This window comes from Cupriavidus metallidurans CH34 (assembly GCF_000196015.1).
GTDB lineage: Bacteria > Pseudomonadota > Gammaproteobacteria > Burkholderiales > Burkholderiaceae > Cupriavidus > Cupriavidus metallidurans.
The window spans coordinates 812,486-833,648 of sequence record NC_007974.2; the positions used below are offsets into that span (position 1 = coordinate 812,486).

Consider the following 21,163-nt stretch of genomic DNA (forward strand, 5'->3'; position numbering starts at 1 on the left):
CGAGGTGCTGTGGTTATAGCCTGCACGGTTGCGCATCGATTGCGCGCCACGCCTCCGGCTTTGGAGGCAGATCTCGAACGGTCTCGTGAGTTCACGCGGCGCATCCGCGAGCGTTCCCATCCACCCCTGCGGCATTGGCGCGAGCCAACCGCGATTGGCTCGCGCGGAGCGCCGAGACGGATCGTGAGATCGCGCGGCATGGCGCCGATAGCCCGACGGAGCAATCTGCAAGACTTTGCAGATCGACTTGCTTGATCCACCCCAACAGTGTCTGGCTCGTACAGCCGATTGTCGGTGCGATAGATTCAACTGCTGCCCACGGCGATGGATATTCGATGCGCTGCTGTCGGATCTCAGGGGGAAACCTGGTTTGCTCGCTTATGGGCTCCATTCTTTCCAAGAGTGGAGCCGCCACTGAACTCGGGGCGATTCACTGTCGCTAATCGTTCGCGACGAGCATCGGCAAACACAGGCTCCTTAGCCGCCCAAGTAAAAGCCTGTTTCAGCATCTATGCAGCCAAACGCATGACCATGGCATCTTTCTGTAAAACCATTCGAAGGAATATTAGGACGAGGCCTATATCCCAGGTGGTGTTATTGCTTAAAAATGCTGCGTGAGAGTGCCTCCGGGCTTTCCTCTCATGGCAAGGCGGTGTCCATGGGACACCTCTCGCTCGTTCCCCTTAGCAGGCTGCTGAAGTACTAGCCGCATAAAAGCGAAGCTTCCCTCTGCAAGGCTGATGGGCTCGCTATTTTTCACAATCCGGAAGCTGATCGTCACTTCACCGACTTTTTCGTTGATTTGGCGACCGTTTCCGGCCTCATTGCCGCGATTACTGCAACTGCGGACGGATTTGTCCCAGCGAACGCATGCGCACGAGGTTGTAGGCGGCCATGCTCAGCACAAACATTTGATCGACCTTCTTTAGTCCGCGCACCATCACCTGGCGCATGCGCCCAACGGTCTTGGCCCATCCAAAGCCTTGTTCAATCAGCTTGCGCTTCTGCTGTGAGATGGCATAACCCTTGGTGCCTGCAATGGCGTCGGGAACGGCCGAGCGGCGGCCAGAGGTGTTTTGTGCGACGTGCGGCGTCACCTTCAACTCCAGGCAGGCTTGAATGAACTCGTGCGCGTCGTAGCCCTTGTCCGCACCCACGGTGACTTCCACATTCAGGTCCTCAATCACCTGCCTGGCATCGTTGAGCATGACCTTCGCGGCCTCGCGCTCGGCGTGTCCGTCCGCATTGGTCACCATGGCGCTCACCACCAGGCCGTGGCGGTTGTCGCTCAGGGTATGACCCATGTAACGCAGTTCACTGGCGGTTTTGCCCTTGCGGTACAGCTTGGCATCGGGATCGGTTTTGGACTCGTGCGTCTCGTTGCTGCGCTTTTCACCCTTGAAGTCAGCACCGTCGTTATCGTCTTGGTCGTCGCCATCCTTGCGTACAAAGCTCTTGTGGCCAGCCCACGCCTTAATCAACGTGCCGTCGACGCTGAAGTGCTCGCCCGACAGCCAGTCCTTCTTCTGCGCGATGGCCAGCACTTCGTTGAAGAAGTCGATCACAGCATCGTGCTTGATCAGCCGTTCCCGGTTCTTGCTGAAGACGCTGGGCACCCAGACCACATCATCCATCGCCAGGCCAATGAACCAGCGAAACAGCAAGTTGTAGTGCGTCTGTTCCATGAGCTGGCGCTCCGACCGGACGCTGTAGAGCACCTGCAGCAGCATGGCCCGCAGCAACTTCTCCGGCGCGATGCTGGGCCGGCCACCCTTGATATCGGCCTCGTACATTTGCGCGAACAGCCGATCCATCTTCGCCAGCGCCTGGTTCGCCATGGTGCGGATCGCGCGCAGGGGGTGGGACTTCGGCACGAAATCTTCCAGCCGCCGCATGGTGAACAAACTTTCGGTGAAGGTGTCAGCGCCGCGCATGAACGTGGGATTGTATGGAGTCCTCAGATTAACGATTCAGCAAGTCGTCGCGCTGACGTTCGCTGCCGGTATTTCAGCAGCCTGTTAGGCGTCAGTCGGCTCCCCGCGGGCTGGCGCACTTTTTCTCTTCGAACTTCGCCATGTTGTACCGCGGCAAGTATGTCTATGGACAACGCTCGCTCGCCTGCATGCAACGTATGTAGTCAGTGTACTCAGAGACTTCCGCGCAAAGCTGTTCTGCACGATAGGCAGGCCCGCTACAGTTCGTCTGAGTCTGCCGAGGCAAGATAGCGTCCGAGCTCCATATCATGCGTCAGCCCGAGCTTTGCCATGGCAGCGCACTTTTGCACGCTGATGGTTTTCCTGCTTCGGTTAAAACGCGCCGCGATTTCTCTGAGCGAGAGCCCCTGCGCGAGCAGGCGCAATACCTCTCGCTCACGCGGGCTTAGTCGCTGCAGCGCAGCTTGTGGCGTGCCTCCGTCGTCCTGGTCGAGGAGATGCGCCAGCGAGGCCGGAGCAACGAACTTCCTGCCCGCAAGGACAACGCGGCAAGCCTCGGCAACGTCCCGAGTACCGCAGGTTTTCGAGACGAAGGCGGAGGCACCCGCGGCTATCATGTCGCGGACGGCCGGCGGCGAGGCGTTCATAGAGAACACGATCACGGCTACATCGGGACGCATACGCTTGATGCGTCCGATGAGTTGCAGCCCGTCACCCGCTTCGTTGAGGGAGAAGTCGGTGATGACAATACCCACTTCTGGATCGTTCAGCGCATTGAGGATCTCATTGACACTGGAGGCAGTGACCACCTCCGAGAACTGTCCTATGCGGGCAAGTTCACTGCGGAGGGCGATCACAATGATGGGGTGATCATCGCAGACCAGTACTTTGGGGGCTTGGTTCATTCGTGACCCCGCGTTCGAGGCATTGGGCAGTGTGGTCAAACAAATTTAGGCAAGGAGCCGCTGCATCGCTCCGCGCCTAGTACCATTCACTTGCCATTTCATGCCAGGTGCGACGCAGCTTACTAGGGAGATATTGTCCGGCTGGTGAGGGCGCGGTTCAGTAGGCCGCGGCCTAAACTGCAGGCGTTGATGATTAGGCCGCGGCTGATGGTGGAAAAGGACCCTTGCCGATACTCAGGCCCAGCGATGCTGTAGTTGCGATGTCGTCTTCGTCATCGCGTCTTCTTGCGCGAGTGATTCGCCAACATGCCGAGGCCCCGGAGCCCAGGAATCTCCTGGGCTTATCCGATTTAGTCCCTTGTGCTTAGAACTTGTGGCGAACGCCGACTACCGCACCAAACTGGTTTGCGCCCGGTTGAACACCTTCCGAGTTCGACGAGGTTGCCGAACCCAACTGGTCATTGAAGCCGTTCACGCCAAGGGTCGACTTGCCGTTGTTCAGGGCGTACGACATCGACGCGTACAGATCGGTCCGCTTCGAAAGTGAGTAATCAGCCAAGGCAACGAATTGCCACGGGTTACCGGCGTTGGCGTTACGCAGGTTCTGGTAGTAGGCGGCACCTGCCAGTGACAGGGCGGGCGTTACCTGGTAACCCAGACCAGCCCAAGCCAGGTTCGATGAACCGTTGGCGTGGCTCGGAGTGCCTACCAGAACATCGCCGTTGTAGGCGTGCGCATAGCGGTAGCCAGCGAAGACCTTGGCCTGACCGAACGCGTACGTACCGGCGATAGCGGCGTGACGGGTCAGTTTGTTAGTTGACAGGGCGGTAGCTTGTGAGCGGTTCGTCTGGTCGTACACGGCACCGACCGAGAACGGGCCGGCAGCGTAGATCGCGGAGAATGAGTACTCACGGCCGTTGGTGAAGTTTCCCGGAACTTCCTGGTTGTTGTTGTTGAGGCTGTACAGAGCGGACACGGTCAGGCCACCGAACGTGCCCATGTACTTGGCGGAGTTGTCTGCTCGCGAGGCGAACCACGGATCCTGCGAAGTGATCGAGTAGCGGCTCGAAATGCTCATCGGATCGAAGGCCAAACCGAAGTCAAAGCCAGGGGTGGTGTGACGACCCAGAGTCAGCCGCCCCCACTGATTCTGCAGACCGACGTACGCGGCGCGTCCAAACAGGCGGCCGCTCTGGCCCATCTTGCCATCGTCAACATTGAATCCGCTTTCCAGCGTGAAGATTCCCTTCAGGCCGCCACCAAGGTCTTCAATGCCGCGCAGGCCCCAGCGGGAGCCCGACTGATTACCAGACTGAAGCGCAAAAAGGCTTTGACCCTTCGTGCCGGGCTGTACGCCGCCATTCGATGCGGCGGCCTTGTTCAAGTACTCCACGCCTGCGTCGGCAACACCATAGAGAGTCACGCTCGATTGCGCATAGGCGCTGCTTGCCGCCAGCGAAGCGGCTGCCGAAGTGGCTGCAATGGCCAGTAGTTTGAACTTCATTATCTTCCTCCGATTTTAGTAAGAATTCATAACCGCATACAGACTGATCCGATACGCGAGCTGATGATTCTGATCCTCGAATCGAAGGTATTCCAAGCACAAATATTTCTATTGTTGGTTAATTGGTTAAGGATGAATATTTAGGCGATGGCCTATTCTTTGCGATCTTCGTTCTGGAAATAATTCTCAACGAATCCATTGGATGTCTTGCTGTGATCTATCGAATGTTTCGTATTGGATAGATGTCGACACTTTCCCATGATTTGTGATGGATTCATAAGGGGCTGCTTTCGGGGAGCCCCTTTCTCTTGCAGTGGAGAGGCGCGGCCGCATTGGCGAGTGAGATGGCCAGCTAGTTTCACTACACGCCTCACCATTGCTACGCAAATTCGCTTTTTATAGTCGAACTTCGGCCGGTTCCAGTATCTGGCGATGTTTGAAAAAAACAGAGAAAGAGACACTGCCATGCGTTCTTCAACGCTTTATCGTACCTTGGCTGCCTGCGTGGGCATCGTCGTAGCCGGAGTGGTAGCTGCGGCGACTCCGGTGAGTTCGGCTCTTGCCCAATCCGACTATCCCAGCAAGCCGATTCGACTGATCGTGCCGTTCCCGCCCGGAGGGGGCACCGACATGATCGCGCGTGCGGTGGCACAGAAGGTCGCTGAGCAGAACCGCTGGAATGTAGTCGTCGAGAACCGACCCGGCGCGGGCGGCAACTTGGGTGTGGATGCGGCTGCCAGGGCGACGCCCGATGGCTATACCATCGTCATGGGGCAGACCAGCAATCTGGCAATCAACCCTACGCTGTATCCCAAGCTTCCCTACAAGCCGTTGGTTGACTTGGCTCCTGTGGCCCTGGTGTCATCGTCACCAATCGTGATGGTAGCGCCGGCATCGTCGCCATTCAAAAGCTTTGCCGACGTGGTGGCGGCCGCCAAGAAAGCGCCTGATGCGATCACGCTCGGCTTCTCCGGCAATGGCACCGTGGCTCACCTGGCCGGTGAATTGGCCGAAGACGCGGCGGGCATCAAGCTGCGGCATGTGCCGTACAAAGGCGCGGGGCAGGCCATGACCGACGTGATGGGCGGCCAAGTCGATCTGTACATGTCATCTATTCCTACGCTGCTGAGCCATGTGCGTAACGGCAATATGCGCGCCATCGTGGTCACATCGGCTAAGCGCTCCCATCAGTTGCCTGATACGCCGACACTGGCCGAATCGGGCTACAAGGATCTTGACGCTATCTCTTGGTTCGGCATCCTGGCGCCTGCCGGCACGCCGGCGCCTATCGTGCAGAAACTCAACCTGGCAATTAACGAGGCGCTGAAGCAACCCGACGTGGCAGAACGGCTGCGTTCAGAAGGCGGTGACGTGCTCGGCGGCAGCCCTGAGCAGTTCAGCCAATTGCTGAAGACCGAGATCGTGCGCTGGGGCCGGATAGTCAAGAACTCGGGCGCGAGCTTGGACTGATCCTACTGTGTGTGGTGCCGGCCCGTTGTTGTCCGACGCAGGGTTGGGCGGAGGAACAACTGGCAGGGCATTGCCAAGAGTCAGCCCGCGGCATCCACGAAGTATTCCGCTTTAGTCATATCCCTTTGTTTGTCCCGTCATACTGGAGTCGTCCATGAGCACCCAAGCCAAATTGTCCTCCGCGATTCGTCGCGACTTTGTTCGCGTCTCGCCTGAGTTGGTTGAGCGGGCATCAAAGTTCCAGGCCGCCATCCTGGCCGACGTGGTCGGCCGTCGCGGCACGCTGAACGCGCGCGTGCAGGGCCTGTCGTCCACCATGAAGGTGTGCGGTCCTGCGCTGACCATCGAGGTGCGTCCCGGTGACAACCTGATGTTTCATGTGGGCCTGGCTATCGCCAAACCTGGCGATGTCATCGTAGTGGATGGCAAGGGTGATCAGACGGCAGCGCTGTGTGGCGAAATCATGGCCACGCAGGCACAGGCCTCAGGTGTGGCGGGCTTCGTGATCGACGCCGCAGTGCGCGACTCGCACGAACTGGCCCATGGCCAATTCCCGGTGTTCTCGGCCGGCACCAACCCGTGCGGCCCCACGAAGGCTATCGGTGGCCTGGTGAACTGGCCGGCCTCGGTGGCTGGCGTTGCGGTCAATCCGGGCGATCTTATCGTTGGCGATGCTGACGGCGTGGTCGTGATCCCGCGCGAAGAGGTACCCGTGATTCTGGAACTGGCGCAGAAAAAGGTCGATGCCGAAGCCAAGCGCATCGCTGCCATCAAGGCTGGCGATCTGCGACCGGGCTGGCTCGACAAGGAACTGCGTGCAGCTGGCGTGCTGGCCGAAGGCGAATCGCTGTGAGCGTGAAGAAGCAACCGGTGGTGCTGGTCACGGGCAATGATCTGGCACCCCAGGCACTCGAACTGCTCAAGGACTTCGAGGTTCGTTTCGCCGGCAAATCGTGTACCGAAGACGTCTTGCTGGCACTGGCAAAGGAGACCGATCCTGTTGCCATCATCGTGCGCTATGGCAGGATCGGCGCCAGCATCATGGATGCTGCGCCGTCGCTGAAGGTGATCTCGAAGCATGGCAGCGGTATCGACGTAATCGACCAGAAGGCCGCAGCCGAACGCGGCATCGCAGTGAAGGCCGCGGTTGGTGCCAATGCCGCCGCCGTTGCTGAGCACGCTTGGGCGCTGATTCTGGCCTGTGCCAAGTCCGTGCCGCATCTGAACGACCGCATGCGTGAGGGCTATTGGGACAAATCGATCCATAAGAGCATCGAACTGAACGGCCGCACGCTGGGTATCGTCGGTCTTGGCGAAATCGGTCGCCGCGTAGCGGTGACCGGTGTGGTGTTGGGTATGCGCGTGATCGCATTCGACCCCTATGCGAATGCAGCGCCGGATGGCGTCGAGCTAGTCAACGATCTGCACGATATCTACCGGAATGCGGATGTGGTGTCGCTGCATTGCCCGCTGACGGAGAGCAATCGCGGCATGCTGCATCGCGAGACGCTGGGCCTATTCAAGAACGGCGCGATCCTGATTAATACCGCACGCGGTGGCCTGGTCGACGAACCGGCATTGGCCGAGGCCCTCACGAACGGCATGCTCTATGCGGCTGGCCTGGACAGCTTCGCGGTCGAGCCGATGACCGCCCCGCATCCGCTCCAGCAGATCCCGAACGCCATCCTGACGCCGCACATTGGCGGCGTCAGCGATGCGGCCTACGTGAGCATGGGCGTAGGCGCGGCAACGAATGTGCTGGCTGTGCTGGGCAGCGTCACGGCAGATGGCTGACTTCGGGGTACGGAGTTTGCTGACCTGACTGTAGCCGACGCTACACGAGGCGCTGGGATCATTCTCCGATGCTGGCACCTGCCGGCCGCAAGGTGCTAATCCATCACGTTCCCTAACAGGGTATGCGCGTGCTGGTTGGTTACGCTGAACCTGGCATGAAATGGCAAGTGCCTGGCACGGGTCGCGGAGCGATGCAGCGGCTCCTTGCCTAAATTTGTTTGACCACACTGCCCAATGCCTCGAACGCGGGGTCACGAATGAACCAAGCCCCCAAAGTACTGGTCTGCGATGATCACCCCATCATTGTGATTGCCCTCCGCAGTGAACTTGCCCGCATAGGACAGTTCTCGGAGGTGGTCACTGCCTCCAGTGTCAATGAGATCCTCAATGCGCTGAACGATCCAGAAGTGGGTATTGTCATCACCGACTTCTCCCTCAACGAAGCGGGTGACGGGCTGCAACTCATCGGACGCATCAAGCGTATGCGTCCCGATGTAGCCGTGATCGTGTTCTCTATGAACGCCTCGCCGCCGGCCGTCCGCGACATGATAGCCGCGGGTGCCTCCGCCTTCGTCTCGAAAACCTGCGGTACTCGGGACGTTGCCGAGGCTTGCCGCGTTGTCCTTGCGGGCAGGAAGTTCGTTGCTCCGGCCTCGCTGGCGCATCTCCTCGACCAGGACGACGGAGGCACGCCACAAGCTGCGCTGCAGCGACTAAGCCCGCGTGAGCGAGAGGTATTGCGCCTGCTCGCGCAGGGGCTCTCGCTCAGAGAAATCGCGGCGCGTTTTAACCGAAGCAGGAAAACCATCAGCGTGCAGAAGTGCGCTGCCATGGCAAAGCTCGGGCTGACGCATGATATGGAGCTCGGCCGCTATCTTGCCTCGGCGGACTCAGACGAGCCGTAGCAGGCCTGCTTATCGCGCAGAACAGCCTAAGACGTTACACATTGGCATCTCGGTCAGCTGGTGTGCTCGCGGCTCCGGCTTAGTAAGCGAGAGGCAAGCAGCCATGACTTCGCCCTTCCGTTGGCGCGATGAAAGCAGGAACCTCATCAAGGCATTTTGATGCCGGCTCTTGCCGCAGCCTCTGAACTGGAGAGTTCCTTTCATTCGCTGGGAGGCGCATTCGACATCGTTATGTCTTCCTTGTTTGCTATCAGCCTTAGCCTATGGCGTGGCGGATATTTTGGGCAGCAAAATACCTTCAGATCATTCACTTTGGATAGTGCGCCATGTCTGTTGAACTGGTCGCCTTCGACGCTGCCGTTGACCCGGCGTCGCTAGCGCGATTCCTGGGCCGCAAATGCTTGCCAGCCGGAACGTCGGTGGCAACCAGGTATAGCGATGCCGGCAGCTGCAGTCCGGTACTGCGACAGTGGTTTCGAGAGATGAGCGCCGTATTCACGCCGTCAAGGAATACCGGCAATCCAAAATGTTCGCTGCACGGTCACTATGCTTTCGCCAGCGACGTTGCGGGCGTGACGGTGCCCGACGATGTTCAGCAACTGGCCGAACACCATGCCTCGCGTGTTGCCGATCAGCTTCAGTTGGGGCTGATGAGCATCAGTGACAAGGAGCCACGTATCTGGCTGCCCGCACTGAGGTAGCTAGTTGGGGGGCAATCGGCCGCCCCGGGGTTCGTAAGGTGCTTTGTGCCTACCGGGTACTGGAGAGAGATTCCGTGCAGTGTCTAGTTGCACCCCATCCAGCGCCGACCCCGGCACCCTTCGATTCCAGAGTCGCATAACCGGGTGCGCGACAAGCGCCGTCTTTAGGCAGTTAGTCCTATTTCGCGTCATCGTGCGGTGGTGCGTCGACAGACGTCGCATCAGGAAGATGCCAAGCGCAACGCTACGCTCTTTAGGGCTTGGCCTATAGAAGTCCAGGACTACACCGAGTATCTTCGATGCCGTAGTCAACGATCTCTCGTTGGCTACCCCGTTCGGTTGTGGTTGACCCCTAAAACCGAAATTCCCGCACCCCAAGCCGCTCCCCGCGACTTGGGTTTTTTTTCCCTCCATCGATCAAACTCCCTTACTGGAACGTTTGGCGGTTCTATCGCGATAAGGGGGGGAGGGTGGCAAGAGCCCCTTGGCGATCGTACGCATGAGCTCTACGTCGCCAAGCAGGGTGCCTGGGCAGGCTTGACCATAGCGCGGGTCAACGTACAGCCTTGCGCTGCGTGATCAAGACGCTGAAGGACGACAGAGCGTGTCGTGGTCTCCATCCTATTCCGCGCCGCCTTTATCCGGCATCTGAAAGCCAACCTTCATATCATTGCCACCAGATCCCGGCGCGCCTGACGATACTCAGGGCTATTGATGCCCTGTGATATCGCTGCATGAAGCAGTGCCTTCGCCTCTCGCGCGCAGTCACTGTTGGGATCGGAGATGGCATCCAGTTCTGCTTTCAGGTTATCAACTTGCAATGCCATACGCCTATGAGGCTGTTCGTTGCCACGCGACACGCTCCCTGCCATCAGGTGTAGCTGCTCCTCGAACATGAGCAGGCAAGCCTGCCTGCCCAGCGACGTACTCGGATGGCCGGAATCGCGTCGTTCAGTTTGCTTGCGCAACCACGGCATAACATCGCCGGCCGGCATGGGGCGGGCGATACCATAGCCTTGCGCGGCGTCGACGCCGAGCAACCGGACTGCCTCCAGCAAATCGGCGGACTCCACACCCTCCACCACGACCTGCTTGCCAAGCCCGTGTCCGAGGCGCGTCAGTAGAAAAATGAAACGCAGCGCTTCGGTCTTGTCACCGTCAGCAAGTCTGACGATCCCGCGGTCCAGCTTAATCCAGTCGAACGGAAACTGACGCAGCCTCGTCAGGCTGCTGTAGCCGGCACCGAGGTCATCTTCCGCCAGTTGAACTCCCAGCGCCTTGAACTTCCGCATCGCGATGGCAATGCTCCCCTCCGGCACCTCGCCGCTCTCAAGCAATTCGAGCGTTAACGTGCCAGGCGGACACCGGCTCGCGACCAGCGCTGCGCACGTCGCTTCGTAGTAGCGGTCATCGCCCAGCGCCTCAGGCGGCAGGTTGACAGAGAGCCCGAGTGTCACTCCCTGGCGCACCCATGCGGTGCGCTGTCGCAATGCCTGCTCCAGGCCCTTCGAATAAAGCTCAAGAAGCGTTTCACCTGACAGGGCGGGCAAGAACTCGCCCGGCATCAGCAGACAGTTGCCGTCGCGAAGGCGAGCCAATGCCTCGACCTTGATGACATTGCCCGATTTGAGCCCGACGATGGGCTGGTAGTGCATTTCAAGCCCGCCGTCTTGCAGCAATGCAGTCACCCGATTGCGGGCGATGTACGGTGGCGGGGTGGTCACGACATCGAAGACGCGGAGCCGCGCTCAAGTGCAAGGTCAAACATCACCTTGATCGACCGGGGCATGGCCCGATGCTCGGTCGAAACCAGCTGGCCCGGATAAGCGCTGTGCGCGAGGATGACACCTTTTGGTGCGCATCTACGAGGACATAAGGAGAGCAGCTGTACCGAAGGGAATACCAGATTCATGGAATAGTCGGGGAAAGCGATGGATGTCGGCCTTAGCGGCAGTGTTCGGCGTATGGGCAATCTCCGATCACCGCAGGTATCCCAGAGAACGAGAATGTGGGCATCGGACAATGCGCCGCGAGTGGGCTCGAAATGCAGATCCCGGTTGGTATCGGAACAGGGACCCTCGCAGGCCACCGCTGCGGACGCCGCGGCCACCTGCGCGAGAACTCTATCGGCCATCGTGACATAGCAGTCCGCCGGCAAGATTGCTCTTTGCAAGACCTGTTGCGGCAAGAACGGCACCAACGTGGATAGCCACTACGCGATGTCGAGTCCAGAATAAAGTCACTTTGTACTCGCGCTCGTCCTACGCCACTTTCCGCTAGCACCGACTACGGATCTATAAGCCAACGCCTAAACTTTGGAAGATGCCGGGAGGAGCCCAGGCTTTCGCGCGAAGCCAGCGTATACGCCGCGATCTCCACCCGTTGCTCAGACTTCATCGACATGCTCGCATGCCATCTTCTGTGATCAATCTGGACGGCGCAGCCCGGAAACGGAAGCCGTTTCCAGGTCGTTGCAATGGTCCGCACGCGCAGGGGCGTGGTCCGCAACGAGGGCAAGCGGTGCTGTGCTTGAGTTGACGGATGCGCTCGAGGTAGCGCTGTGCCGCAGGACGCTGCCCGGATTCGATTGGCAGGGGCTCTGGGAATGCAGTGAGCTTATAGGCCTGCGCCGAATCTCAGTACGGTTTCAGTTCCTGTAGTGCATCAGCGCTGTTCAATGGCACCTGGGCATGAAGGTGCCGAAATGGGGGGATTTCTGGCGCATTTTCAGCGGACGATGAGCCTCAAGCTGCCAAGGACCGATCGGGTTGACTGCCGGCGGGCGGCTGGATAGCCAGGGAGACCATTGATCATCTGTGGATGATCATCAGCTTGGAAGAATCAAGAATCCGCACCTTGGAACAGGTGCGCGGTGCTCAACGGCGCCCGGGGCATTGGATTTCACGCCGACCACCGAAGCCCTGGCGATGCTCGTCAAAACGTCCGCGATCCCTCAACAATCGCGGACAAGTGATCAATCGAACCCGTCGCCTATCCGGCGTCAGAAAATATGTCTGACACCAGCCACAATGCCGGTCTGGCTGACACCAGGTGCAACCGTCGTCGATGTGACAACGCCGAGGTTCGACTTGCCCTTGTTGTTCATGTACGAAGCGTTCACATACAGATCCGTTCGCTTGGAAAACGCGTACTGGGTCTGCAGCACATAGCTCGCCGAATCGCTTGGGGAATCGCGGCGATCCGTGTAGTACACGCCAAGGTTCAGCCTCAAAGCAGGCGTGATCGCGTATCCACCGCCTACCCAGTACAAGTTTGACCGAATGCCGGTCGTCGGCGTCAGGCCTCCCTGCAGGTACCGATATCCGGCAACGGCCGAGAAGGGGCCGGTGGTGTAGATCAAGCTAGCCACGTAGCGACGCTCGACAGCGCTCGCATTCAGCACCGAGGTGCCACGGCGCTGGTCATAAGCTATCGCCATGCCAAGGTTTCCAGACGTATAGGATGCGCCTGCGCCCATCTCCTGGCCTACCCGTGGGGAACCGGGAACCTCGGTGCCGTTAGCGATGTTCGAATCGTATCCTGCGCTGTACAGGCCCGTGATGGTCAGCGCGCCAAAGTTTCCGGTGTACTTGACACTGTTGTCGGGACGGCCTGCGAACTGGGCATCCTGCGAAAGCAGCGAGTAGGTGGCGTAGCGCAGCGGATCGAGCCCGGCAAACAGATCAAAAAGAGTATTGTTCTGGCGGCCAAGTGTGATCTGGCCCAGGTGGCTGGAGATACCAACGAAAGCCTGGCGGCCAAACAATCGACCACCTTGTGCCATGGTACCCGTGTCAATGCTGAAGCCACTTTCGAGCACGAAGACGGCACTCAGTCCGCCGCCCAGATCCTCCTTGCCCCGCAGACCCCAGCGTGACCCTGAGGTGTTATCGGACGAAACGCGATAGGCGGAACCTGTGCCGTCCAGACCCGCATGGCTGACGTACTCGATGCCTGCGTCGGCGACACCGTACAACGTCACACTGCTCTGTGCCTGGGCGCTCGCTGCGAACATAGCACTGACTGTGGCGACAACCAGGCTTTTTCTCTTCAACTTCACTTTCTCCTCCATATTGGGTATTGGCTTATACAAACAAACATTGCGAATGGATTGACTTGTTAAGTGACGTTGCATAGAACGGAGCGCTGCTTTCCGAACAGATGTCAACGAAACTTATGCATTCGCCGCGAAACAGAAGATCAATGGGCTCGCCTTGCCAAACGGGATGGCTCGGTCAAGGCATTGCGCAGGAAGACTGCTGGAGCCCGCCGACTGCCGTCGGCGCTTATGACAGCTGGTGCAGCACGAAGCGCATCATTCCGCCAGCACGCCAGACCTTGAACTCGTTTGCCGTGTCAATCCGGCAATCGAGCTCCAACACGACGGAAGACCCGTCAGCGCGGCGTAGGGTGGCCCGTACGGTTGCACCCGGGCGCGCTTGCTCGTCGATCGCTTCAATGCCGAACGTCTCCGTGCCGTCGAGGCCCAGGGTTTTGCGCGTGACACCGGATGGAAACTCGAGCGGTAGCACACCCATCATGAGCAGGTTGGAGCGATGGATGCGCTCGAAGCTCTCGGCAATGACTGCACGCACGCCAAGCAAGTTCGTACCTTTGGCGGCCCAGTCCCGTGACGAACCCGTACCGTACTCGCGGCCGGCGATGATCAACAGAGGCACGCCCTGCGCCGCATACCTTGTCGCTGCGTCATGGATTGGCATGATCTCGCCTCCCGGCAGGCACTTCGTCTGGCCGCCGAGCACGCCAGGGACCAGCTCGTTACTGAGTCGGATGTTGGCAAAGGTGCCGCGTACCATGACCTCGTGGTTGGCGCGCCGGGAACCATATGCATTGAAATCGACGGGCTTGACGCCGTGGTCGCGCAGGTACAAGCCAGCCGGGCTGTCGGCTGGGATGTTGCCGACGGGCGAAATGTGGTCGGTGGTCGTGCTGTCGCCGAGCATCAGCAGGATTCGTGCGTCCACGATATCTTCCACAGGCGCGGTGGCACTGCCGTCGCAGTGATCGAGGAACGGTGGCTTGCGGATGTACGTACTGCTGGAGTCCCACGGGAACAGCGCCGATGATGGCGCTTCAAGTGCGCGCCATGCGGGACTACCGTCGAACAGCTGGCTGTACTGGGTCTCGAACAGGTCAGGGGTCAAGACGGTTCTGAGAACGTTCTGCACCTCTGCGTCCGTCGGCCAAATCTCGTGGAGGTAGACCGGCTGGCCGTCGTTACCGTTGCCCAGCGACTCACGCGTCAGATCAACCTGAATGTTGCCGGCGAGCGCATAGGCGACAACGAGCGGTGGTGACATCAGGTAGTTGGCGCGGGCCATCGGATGAATGCGCGCCTCGAAGTTGCGGTTGCCGGACAACACCGCAGTGACGACGATGTTCTCGTCTCGAATCTGCTGCTCGACCGCCTCATCGAGCTGGCCCGAGTTCCCGCCACAGGTGGCGCAACCATAGCCGGCAACGTGAAAGCCCAGCGCGTCCAGGTCCGCCTGCAAGCCGCTGGCTTCCAGATACGCGCCGACCACGCGTGAACCCGGCGTCAACGACGTCTTGGTCCATGGGCGCGCTTGCAGTCCGCGTGCGCGGGCCTTGCGTGCCAGCAGGCCTGCGGCAATCATGACCGCGGGATTGGAGGTGTTTGTGCAGCTCGTGATAGCGGCAATCGCCACGGCGCCGTCGGAAAGCGTTTCCCGCGCAGGGGCTGCCGACGGAAAGGCCGCGCGAAAGCTGTCGCCGATGGCGTCCAGTTCGACACGGTCCTGAGGGCGTTTCGGACCCGCGGCACACGGACGGACGCTCGACAGGTCGAACTCGAGCACGCTGCTGTACTCGGGTTCCCTCGCGTCAGCCGAACGCCACAGGCCTTGCGCCCTGGCATAGGCTTCGACAAGTGCCACCTGCGCAGCATCCCGGCCGCTTGCTGCCAGGTAACGCAGGGTTTCCGCGTCGATCGGGAAGAAAGCTGCGGTGGAACCGTACTCGGGTGCCATGTTGGCAATCGTGGCGCGGTCCGTCACGGCAAGCGCCGCGAGCGACGGCCCGAAGAACTCGACCAGGGTATCGACCACGTTGAATGCGCGCAAGCGCTGCGTGAGCGTGAGGACGAGGTCGGTGGCCGTCACGCCGGCCTGCAGACTGCCGCTGAGGCGAACACCCACAACGCGGCGCAGCGGCACAGTCATTGGTAGCCCGAGCATTGCCGCTTCGGCTTCAATGCCACCCACGCCCCAGCCGAGCACGCCGATGCCGTTGACCATGGTGCTATGGCTGTCAGTGCCGACCATCGTGTCGGCAAAGGCGACAACATGTAAGCCCGCTTGCTGAGTACAGACGACCCCGGCGATATGCTCAAGGTTGATCTGGTGCAGTATTCCATTGCCAGGCGGTACGACGCGCACATTGCTCAGTGCCGCGGTGGCCCATTTCGCCAGCCGGTAACGCTCCGTGTTGCGCTCGAATTCGCGGCCAAGATTGTAGGTCAGCGCCCCCGGGTGACCTGCCTGGTCCACGATGAGCGAATGATCAATGACGAGATCGACAGGAATCCGTGGGTTGATCCGCGTGGCGGGCTGGCCAAGATCAGCTATCGCATCGCGCAACGCTGCCAGGTCAACTAACGCTGGAATCCCCGTGTAGTCCTGCATCAGCACACGAGCAGGATGGAACGGTACGGGGATCACATCGCCAGAACTCGGGTGCCAGGCAAGCAAGCGGCAGAAGTCCGCCTCTTCCACGTCGTTGGTCCCGATGTGGCGCAACACATTCTCGGCCAGCACGCGCAGGCAGTACGGCAGTCTGGCGATGGCCTCCGCACCGCCCGCAGTTGCGGAGGCAATGCTGTAGATATGCGTGCCAGAGTGCACTGGGGCACGGGATTCAACCGGTTCAAGCGCCTTGAGCGCAGTCTCTCTGATGGACACGTTGACGTTCCTTGCGCCGTCCGCCGGCACTACTGTAAGCGTGCCGCCACGATAAGGAGGTTCAACAAGCGTCTCAAGGCAATTTGGAACAGTCTTGACGATCTAGTAGGACTGCCGTCAAAGCGCAGCCCATGCGCAACGATCCGCCGGACGCTGCCGCAAGCGTGGAAGGATGCAGCTCCGATGTCCACTGGCACCTCTGCTCCGCCCACAGTTCGAGGTGATGCGATTAACGCATCATTGAATGCAAATTATGCGTTTCCTGATACGTCGACAGCCGCATACGATGTCGATATGCAACAGAACACCAACTTCACCGAATCTTCGACGGACTTGCTTCCGGGACATGTGCTGGGGCATCCGGGCGCGTTGTTGCTGGGCCTGCCCGGAGGTGGATGCTCGCCAGCCATCTTCGATTACGTCAAGCACGATGCCTTGCAGGTCCATGGAGTCGATTGGGCCAGTTGGCCCGGCCCCTGGGATCTTGAGAGCCTGACGACCCGACTCGCACGCGTGCTGCAGGAGCGCAAAGGCCCCACCTTGCTCGCCGGTCATTCCCTGGGCGGGATGTTCGCGCTGCTGACCACATTGAAAGCCGGGCACAAGGTGAATGGCCTGCTGTTGTCGAATACCGGCGCACATACGGCAGGACATGGCGATGCGAACCTGCCGGACCGGGTGCGCAACGCATGGACCGAAGAGGCCAGCGATGCGTTTCTGCTCAGTTGTTTCCAGTGCCCGCCTCCGGTGGAGCTGTGGCAGAAGATGCGTGAGTACATGGTGCACATCAACCGCGAAGCGTTTCTTGAGGCGGTGATCACGCTGCGCCAGATCGACGTGCGGAAACGGCTTAGCGAAATCGCCTGCCCGGCCGTGATCGCGCACGGGCGACATGACCAGCGTCGCGCCATGAGCTTTGCGCAAGAGCTTGCGGACGGCATCCCCCGATCGGCACTCGTTTGGATTGACGGTGGGCATACCCCCATGGTCGACGACCCGCAGGCATACCACGAGGCCTTGAACACGCTGGTGCGACTGACCGGGATCACCGGCTGAATCGAATACAACAGACTTAGCGAGGAGAACACAATGAACAAGACGAGACGATCGACGCTGCGGCTGGCCCTGGCCGCGACGGCCATGGCGACTGGCATGATGTCGGGCACGGCAACGGCGCAGGCGAACGCGTGGCCGAATCGCCCGATCCGATTGATCGTGCCTTCGGCCGCTGGAGGTGCAGCGGATTTTGTCGCGCGGACCTTCTCGGCCTTCCTGCAGAAGCGCCTGCCCGCGAACGCTGCCGTCGTGGTGGAGAATCGTCCGGGCGCTGGCGGCATCATTGGCACCGAGGCGGCGAAGAGCGCGCCGGCCGACGGCTATACCTTCCTGATCGCATCCAACTCGACACATGCGGCCAACGTCAGTCTGTACCGGAACCTGCCCTACGATCCTATCAAGGACTTTGCGCCGGTCGGCATGTTCGGCACGTTCGGCACCATCCTGGTGGTGCCGAAGAATAGTCCTTTCAAGTCGCTGCCTGAACTGATTCGCTATGCAAAAGCCCATCCAGGCAACATGACCTACGGCTATTACAGTTCCTCGTCGCGTGTCCCGCCAGAGCTGCTGCGCGTGCGCGCCGGGCTGGATTACGCAGGTGCGCCTTACCGGAACATCACGCAGATCATCACCGACATGCTTGGTGGGCAGATCCAGTTCGCCTTTCTCGATTCGCTGTCTGCCGCCCCTGCGCTGCAAAACCCGATGCTCGCACCGATCGCCGTCACGTCCTCGCAACGCATGCCGCAGTTGGCTAGTGTCCCGACTGTCGCGGAGAGCCTGCAAGGATTCGAGGTACAGGGATGGCTCGGCCTGACTGCACCGGCAGGCACGCCGGAAGACGTGGTTAAGCGAATGAGTACGCTGGTCTCCGACGCGATCAGTGAACCGGCAATACGGACCGCGCTGGAGCGGCAGGGTATGGCGCCCAGGACGATGACACCTGAGGCCTTGCGTGCTCACATGGTGGCGGACCGCTCGCGCTGGGCCGAATGGACCAAAGCCGCCGGTATCGAACCGGAATAGACTCAGCCGACGATGCTGGCGGGAGGCACCACACGTGCCGCCCCCGCATCGGCAACTCACCAAAGATTGAGCAGATGGCCGTAGCCATGAGCACGGAAATACCTGAGTGCCGGGCCCATATACCACCGGTGCTGCGGCCTCACGCCGACGCAGTGCCGGTCACTCCTGGCCCGGATACTAGCCTGCTGATCGGCGCCGTGCTGCGCCAGGCGGCCTGGGCTGCAGCCTGCCAGCCATCAACGGTGCAAGCCTTCGCGAGGGGTGGCGTCGTCCGGCATATGAAGCGGCACGCAATCGTGGTGCGACGCGGTGACCCGGTCAGGCGCCTGGGCATCGTGCTATCAGGCATCCTGCAAGCGGGGGTTCATGCTTGCAACGGCAAGCGCATGACCTCCGCCTATATGGCTTCAGGCCAACTGTTCAATCTCGTGCCATTTCTGGATGGCGGCATGGCGTCCAAGGACTTCGTGGCGCACACGGACCTAACGGTTTGCTGGCTGAACAAGTCGCTGGTCGAGACTGCCATGTCGACCGACGCCGAGTTGCAGCGCGCCTTCATCCAGGTCTTGTGTGCACGTTCGCGCCAGTGCCTGTCGGACCGTGCGGGCCTGCTGCTGCTGACACTCCGGCAACGGTGCGCCGAGGTCCTGCTGATGCTCGCCGCTGACTATGGCATACCGCGTCAAGAAGGGGTCTCGCTCACGCTGCGCATGAGCCAAGCGGAATTCTCGGATCTGGTGGGCTGGTCCCGGCCGAAGGTGAACCAGGAACTAAAACGCATGGAAGCGGAATCGCTTATCCAGATTTCGTACTCTCACATACTGATCCTGGACATGGCGCGGCTCAGGACGGACGTTGCCGGGGAGGGCGGCGGTCCGTACTGATGGTATTCGGAAATGCCACGCCGAAGAAGACGCGGCGTGCATAATAGTCGCATAACTGATGCATCGGGGGCATCAGCCCGTGCGAGACATGCCAATGACGTCCAGTGTGACCATCAATCAGTTGCGCCATTTTCTGCTGGTCGTGGAACATGGCGGATTCCGCCCCGCGGCGGGCGAAGCGTTCCGGTCGCAGCCGGCACTGTCGCGGTCCATCAAGGAGCTTGAACAACGCCTGGGCGGCGCGCTGTTCGAGCCGGGCCGCGCGGATGTCACACAGCTTGGCGCAGCCTGTCTGCCGTACGCGCGAGACCTGATCGATCACTTCGATCGCGCGGTTGGCGCGATGCAGCGACTAGCGGACAGGGAGGAGGGGACGCTAGCCATTGCCTCGGTGCCTACCATTGCTACCCAGTGGCTTCCGGAGCTTATCCGCCGCTATATCGAGCGCTACCCGAAGATCGAGATTCGGGTGCTCGATGATCATTCTCGTAATATCCAGGCGATGGTTCTGGCTGGCGAGGTGGACTTTGGCCTCTGCAGCCGTGTCGGCAACGACACGCGGCTGCGGTTCCAGTCATTGATCAAGGACAGCTTCGGACTGGTTTGCCGTGTTGATCACCCACTTGCGAACCGACGCACGGTGCGATGGAGTGAGATCGCCAGCCTGCCGATGATCGGGACTGTGGCGCACAAGCAGATCGAGGGCGTACCGGAAATGGAGCTGTTGGCAGGCAGCCATCTGTTCGTCTCGAACATGCTGTCGCTGATTGCGATGCTTGAAGAAGGGCTTGGCGTGACCATACTGCCTTCGCTCGGCGTGCCATCCAATGCCCGGGATCTCGTCTTCGTGCCGCTGACAGGGCCCAAGGTTCACCGTGAACTTGGCATTCTTTCCCTGCGCAGCAGATCCCTGAGTCCCGCAGCGGCGCCGATGGCGGATATGTTGCTCGAACACGCGCTGGTTGCGAATCGCTGAGCCACCACCCTAGGCGAGTACATATCCTGCACCACCGCGAGATACAGCCAACCTTGGTCCATGTGTGATGTGCGGGGCCAAGGCTTGGCTCGTTCGATCATCCGTAGGGCGGTTATCCATGAACGTGCGCTGTGGTCGTCAGCTGCGCGGTGCGCTGGTATTTTCGGTTAATTTTTGGCCTGCATGACAGCGACGAGCTGCTGTGTGAGCGTGGTGTCTCTCACGGTGGGGTCCTATGGAAGGCGGGAATCAGTGAGAACCTCTCGGGGACCTTCGTGTCCATACGTCAAGACGTAGGCCGATTTCTTCAACAACCATGAAGGGGAAATAATTGAAGACCAATGTACTCCATCAGGTTGCGGCAGGGTTCGTGTTCGCTGCCATGTGCACTCAGACGGCGCTGGCTGGAACAACTGCTGAAACCCTATACAAGCAGTGTGCAGCCAAAGAAACGAATGCTGAGCAACGCGAATGCTATCCGGCAGCGGTAAGGCAATCGGAGGTCGAACTTGTCGCGGCCGAGAAAAAGGCGCGCGCTGCAATGGTTGATCTAGAGCGCGAAAGCGAAGGCAGTCGGTCGTTGCAACCCGTCATGGCCTTCGACAAGGCTGAGCGCGCATACCGTGCGTTTCGAACCGCGGAAAGCAATCGCGTGGTGGCCTCCTACGGTTCCGGAAATGGCGGTGGCCTTGCCTCGTACAAAGCGACGATCGAGATGAATCTCACGCGGATCAAGCAACTGCAGGGCGAGTCCGGGGGGCGCTAATGGTGAGTGGCGCTGTCGCAGAATGGCATCCCAAACTCCATTGTGCGTACGCCGGATTCCGCGAGAGGCCTTTCAGCCCCGACTTCTCGAGCTTCTGGCCGATCCATAGGCGTTTCGCCCTCATGCGGCATCTGCTGCGCAATTCGCTTTACTGCAAAGACCTCGCGGCCCGCATCTCGGCGTGGCGTGAGTTCACCGAACTCACCTAAAAGCCGTCTGAGGCATGAGGCGGCGTCTCATCCCCCCCGCATCCTATGGCAGCCAAACTCCGCCAACGTGACAACGCCAGCTGATTTCATCG

Annotated in this window: 16 protein-coding genes and 1 pseudogene; 10 read left to right on the forward strand and 7 right to left on the reverse strand. The window is 60.2% G+C overall.

All coding sequences use genetic code 11. The features are described 5' to 3' along the window. Positions 1-150 precede the first annotated feature (150 nt). From RMET_RS33435 to RMET_RS21855, 4 genes and pseudogenes are all read right to left on the reverse strand, one after another. Positions 151-391, reverse strand: a pseudogene (locus tag RMET_RS33435) (hypothetical protein); the annotation flags it as partial. Positions 392-833: 442 nt separating this feature from the next. Further along, the gene (locus tag RMET_RS21845; RefSeq protein WP_011515952.1) at positions 834-1,934 is read right to left on the reverse strand and encodes an IS5-like element ISRme1 family transposase; all 1,101 of its coding nucleotides are present in this window, start codon (positions 1,932-1,934) and stop codon (positions 834-836) included. Between the two features lie 257 nt (positions 1,935-2,191). Then, positions 2,192-2,839: a response regulator transcription factor gene (locus tag RMET_RS21850; RefSeq protein ID WP_011518719.1), complete on the reverse strand. Its 648-nt coding sequence runs from the start codon at positions 2,837-2,839 to the stop codon at positions 2,192-2,194. Between the two features lie 364 nt (positions 2,840-3,203). After that, positions 3,204-4,343, reverse strand: a complete 1,140-nt coding sequence (locus RMET_RS21855) for a porin (RefSeq protein WP_011518720.1) — start codon at positions 4,341-4,343, stop codon at positions 3,204-3,206. A gap of 465 nt (positions 4,344-4,808) precedes the next feature. Here RMET_RS21855 and RMET_RS21860 point away from each other — a divergent pair, with 465 nt between their 5' ends. The 5 genes from RMET_RS21860 to RMET_RS21880 all read left to right on the forward strand — a co-directional run bounded on the left by RMET_RS21860 (position 4,809) and on the right by RMET_RS21880 (position 9,213). Beyond that, complete coding sequence (locus RMET_RS21860) at positions 4,809-5,813, forward strand: Bug family tripartite tricarboxylate transporter substrate binding protein (RefSeq protein WP_029310078.1); 1,005 nt, start codon at positions 4,809-4,811, stop codon at positions 5,811-5,813. Between the two features lie 154 nt (positions 5,814-5,967). Further along, the gene (locus RMET_RS21865; protein ID WP_011518723.1) at positions 5,968-6,666 is read left to right on the forward strand and encodes an RraA family protein; all 699 of its coding nucleotides are present in this window, start codon (positions 5,968-5,970) and stop codon (positions 6,664-6,666) included. Between the two features lie 2 nt (positions 6,667-6,668). Continuing rightward, positions 6,669-7,607: a hydroxyacid dehydrogenase gene (locus RMET_RS21870; RefSeq protein ID WP_011518724.1), complete on the forward strand. Its 939-nt coding sequence runs from the start codon at positions 6,669-6,671 to the stop codon at positions 7,605-7,607. A gap of 257 nt (positions 7,608-7,864) precedes the next feature. Next, entirely contained in the window at positions 7,865-8,512 is a 648-nt protein-coding gene (locus RMET_RS21875) for a response regulator transcription factor (protein WP_011518725.1), read from the forward strand. Positions 8,513-8,838: 326 nt separating this feature from the next. After that, positions 8,839-9,213: a hypothetical protein gene (locus RMET_RS21880; RefSeq protein WP_011518726.1), complete on the forward strand. Its 375-nt coding sequence runs from the start codon at positions 8,839-8,841 to the stop codon at positions 9,211-9,213. Positions 9,214-9,875: 662 nt separating this feature from the next. On the opposite strand, the gene RMET_RS21885 is transcribed toward RMET_RS21880, so the two are convergent. From RMET_RS21885 to acnA, 3 genes are all read right to left on the reverse strand, one after another. Continuing rightward, positions 9,876-10,937, reverse strand: coding sequence for an EAL domain-containing protein (locus RMET_RS21885; RefSeq protein WP_011518727.1), 1,062 nt, complete (start codon positions 10,935-10,937; stop codon positions 9,876-9,878). A 1,277-nt stretch (positions 10,938-12,214) separates the two neighbouring features. Next, on the reverse strand, positions 12,215-13,285 hold the full coding sequence (locus RMET_RS21890; RefSeq protein ID WP_152560180.1) for a porin: 1,071 nt from the start codon (positions 13,283-13,285) through the stop codon (positions 12,215-12,217). A gap of 214 nt (positions 13,286-13,499) precedes the next feature. Next, positions 13,500-16,154, reverse strand: a complete 2,655-nt coding sequence (gene acnA, locus RMET_RS21895) for an aconitate hydratase AcnA (protein ID WP_011518730.1) — start codon at positions 16,152-16,154, stop codon at positions 13,500-13,502. 183 nt (positions 16,155-16,337) lie between these two features. Here acnA and RMET_RS21900 point away from each other — a divergent pair, with 183 nt between their 5' ends. The 5 genes from RMET_RS21900 to RMET_RS21920 all read left to right on the forward strand — a co-directional run bounded on the left by RMET_RS21900 (position 16,338) and on the right by RMET_RS21920 (position 20,862). After that, on the forward strand, positions 16,338-17,210 hold the full coding sequence (locus RMET_RS21900) for an alpha/beta fold hydrolase (RefSeq protein WP_011518731.1): 873 nt from the start codon (positions 16,338-16,340) through the stop codon (positions 17,208-17,210). Between the two features lie 33 nt (positions 17,211-17,243). Then, the gene (locus RMET_RS21905) at positions 17,244-18,236 is read left to right on the forward strand and encodes a Bug family tripartite tricarboxylate transporter substrate binding protein (RefSeq protein WP_011518732.1); all 993 of its coding nucleotides are present in this window, start codon (positions 17,244-17,246) and stop codon (positions 18,234-18,236) included. An 86-nt stretch (positions 18,237-18,322) separates the two neighbouring features. Beyond that, the gene (locus tag RMET_RS31825; RefSeq protein ID WP_160171727.1) at positions 18,323-19,120 is read left to right on the forward strand and encodes a Crp/Fnr family transcriptional regulator; all 798 of its coding nucleotides are present in this window, start codon (positions 18,323-18,325) and stop codon (positions 19,118-19,120) included. 94 nt (positions 19,121-19,214) lie between these two features. Further along, positions 19,215-20,096, forward strand: coding sequence for a LysR family transcriptional regulator (locus RMET_RS21915; RefSeq protein WP_231138560.1), 882 nt, complete (start codon positions 19,215-19,217; stop codon positions 20,094-20,096). Between the two features lie 331 nt (positions 20,097-20,427). Further along, positions 20,428-20,862: a lysozyme inhibitor LprI family protein gene (locus RMET_RS21920; protein WP_011518736.1), complete on the forward strand. Its 435-nt coding sequence runs from the start codon at positions 20,428-20,430 to the stop codon at positions 20,860-20,862. Positions 20,863-21,163: the final 301 nt, after the last annotated feature.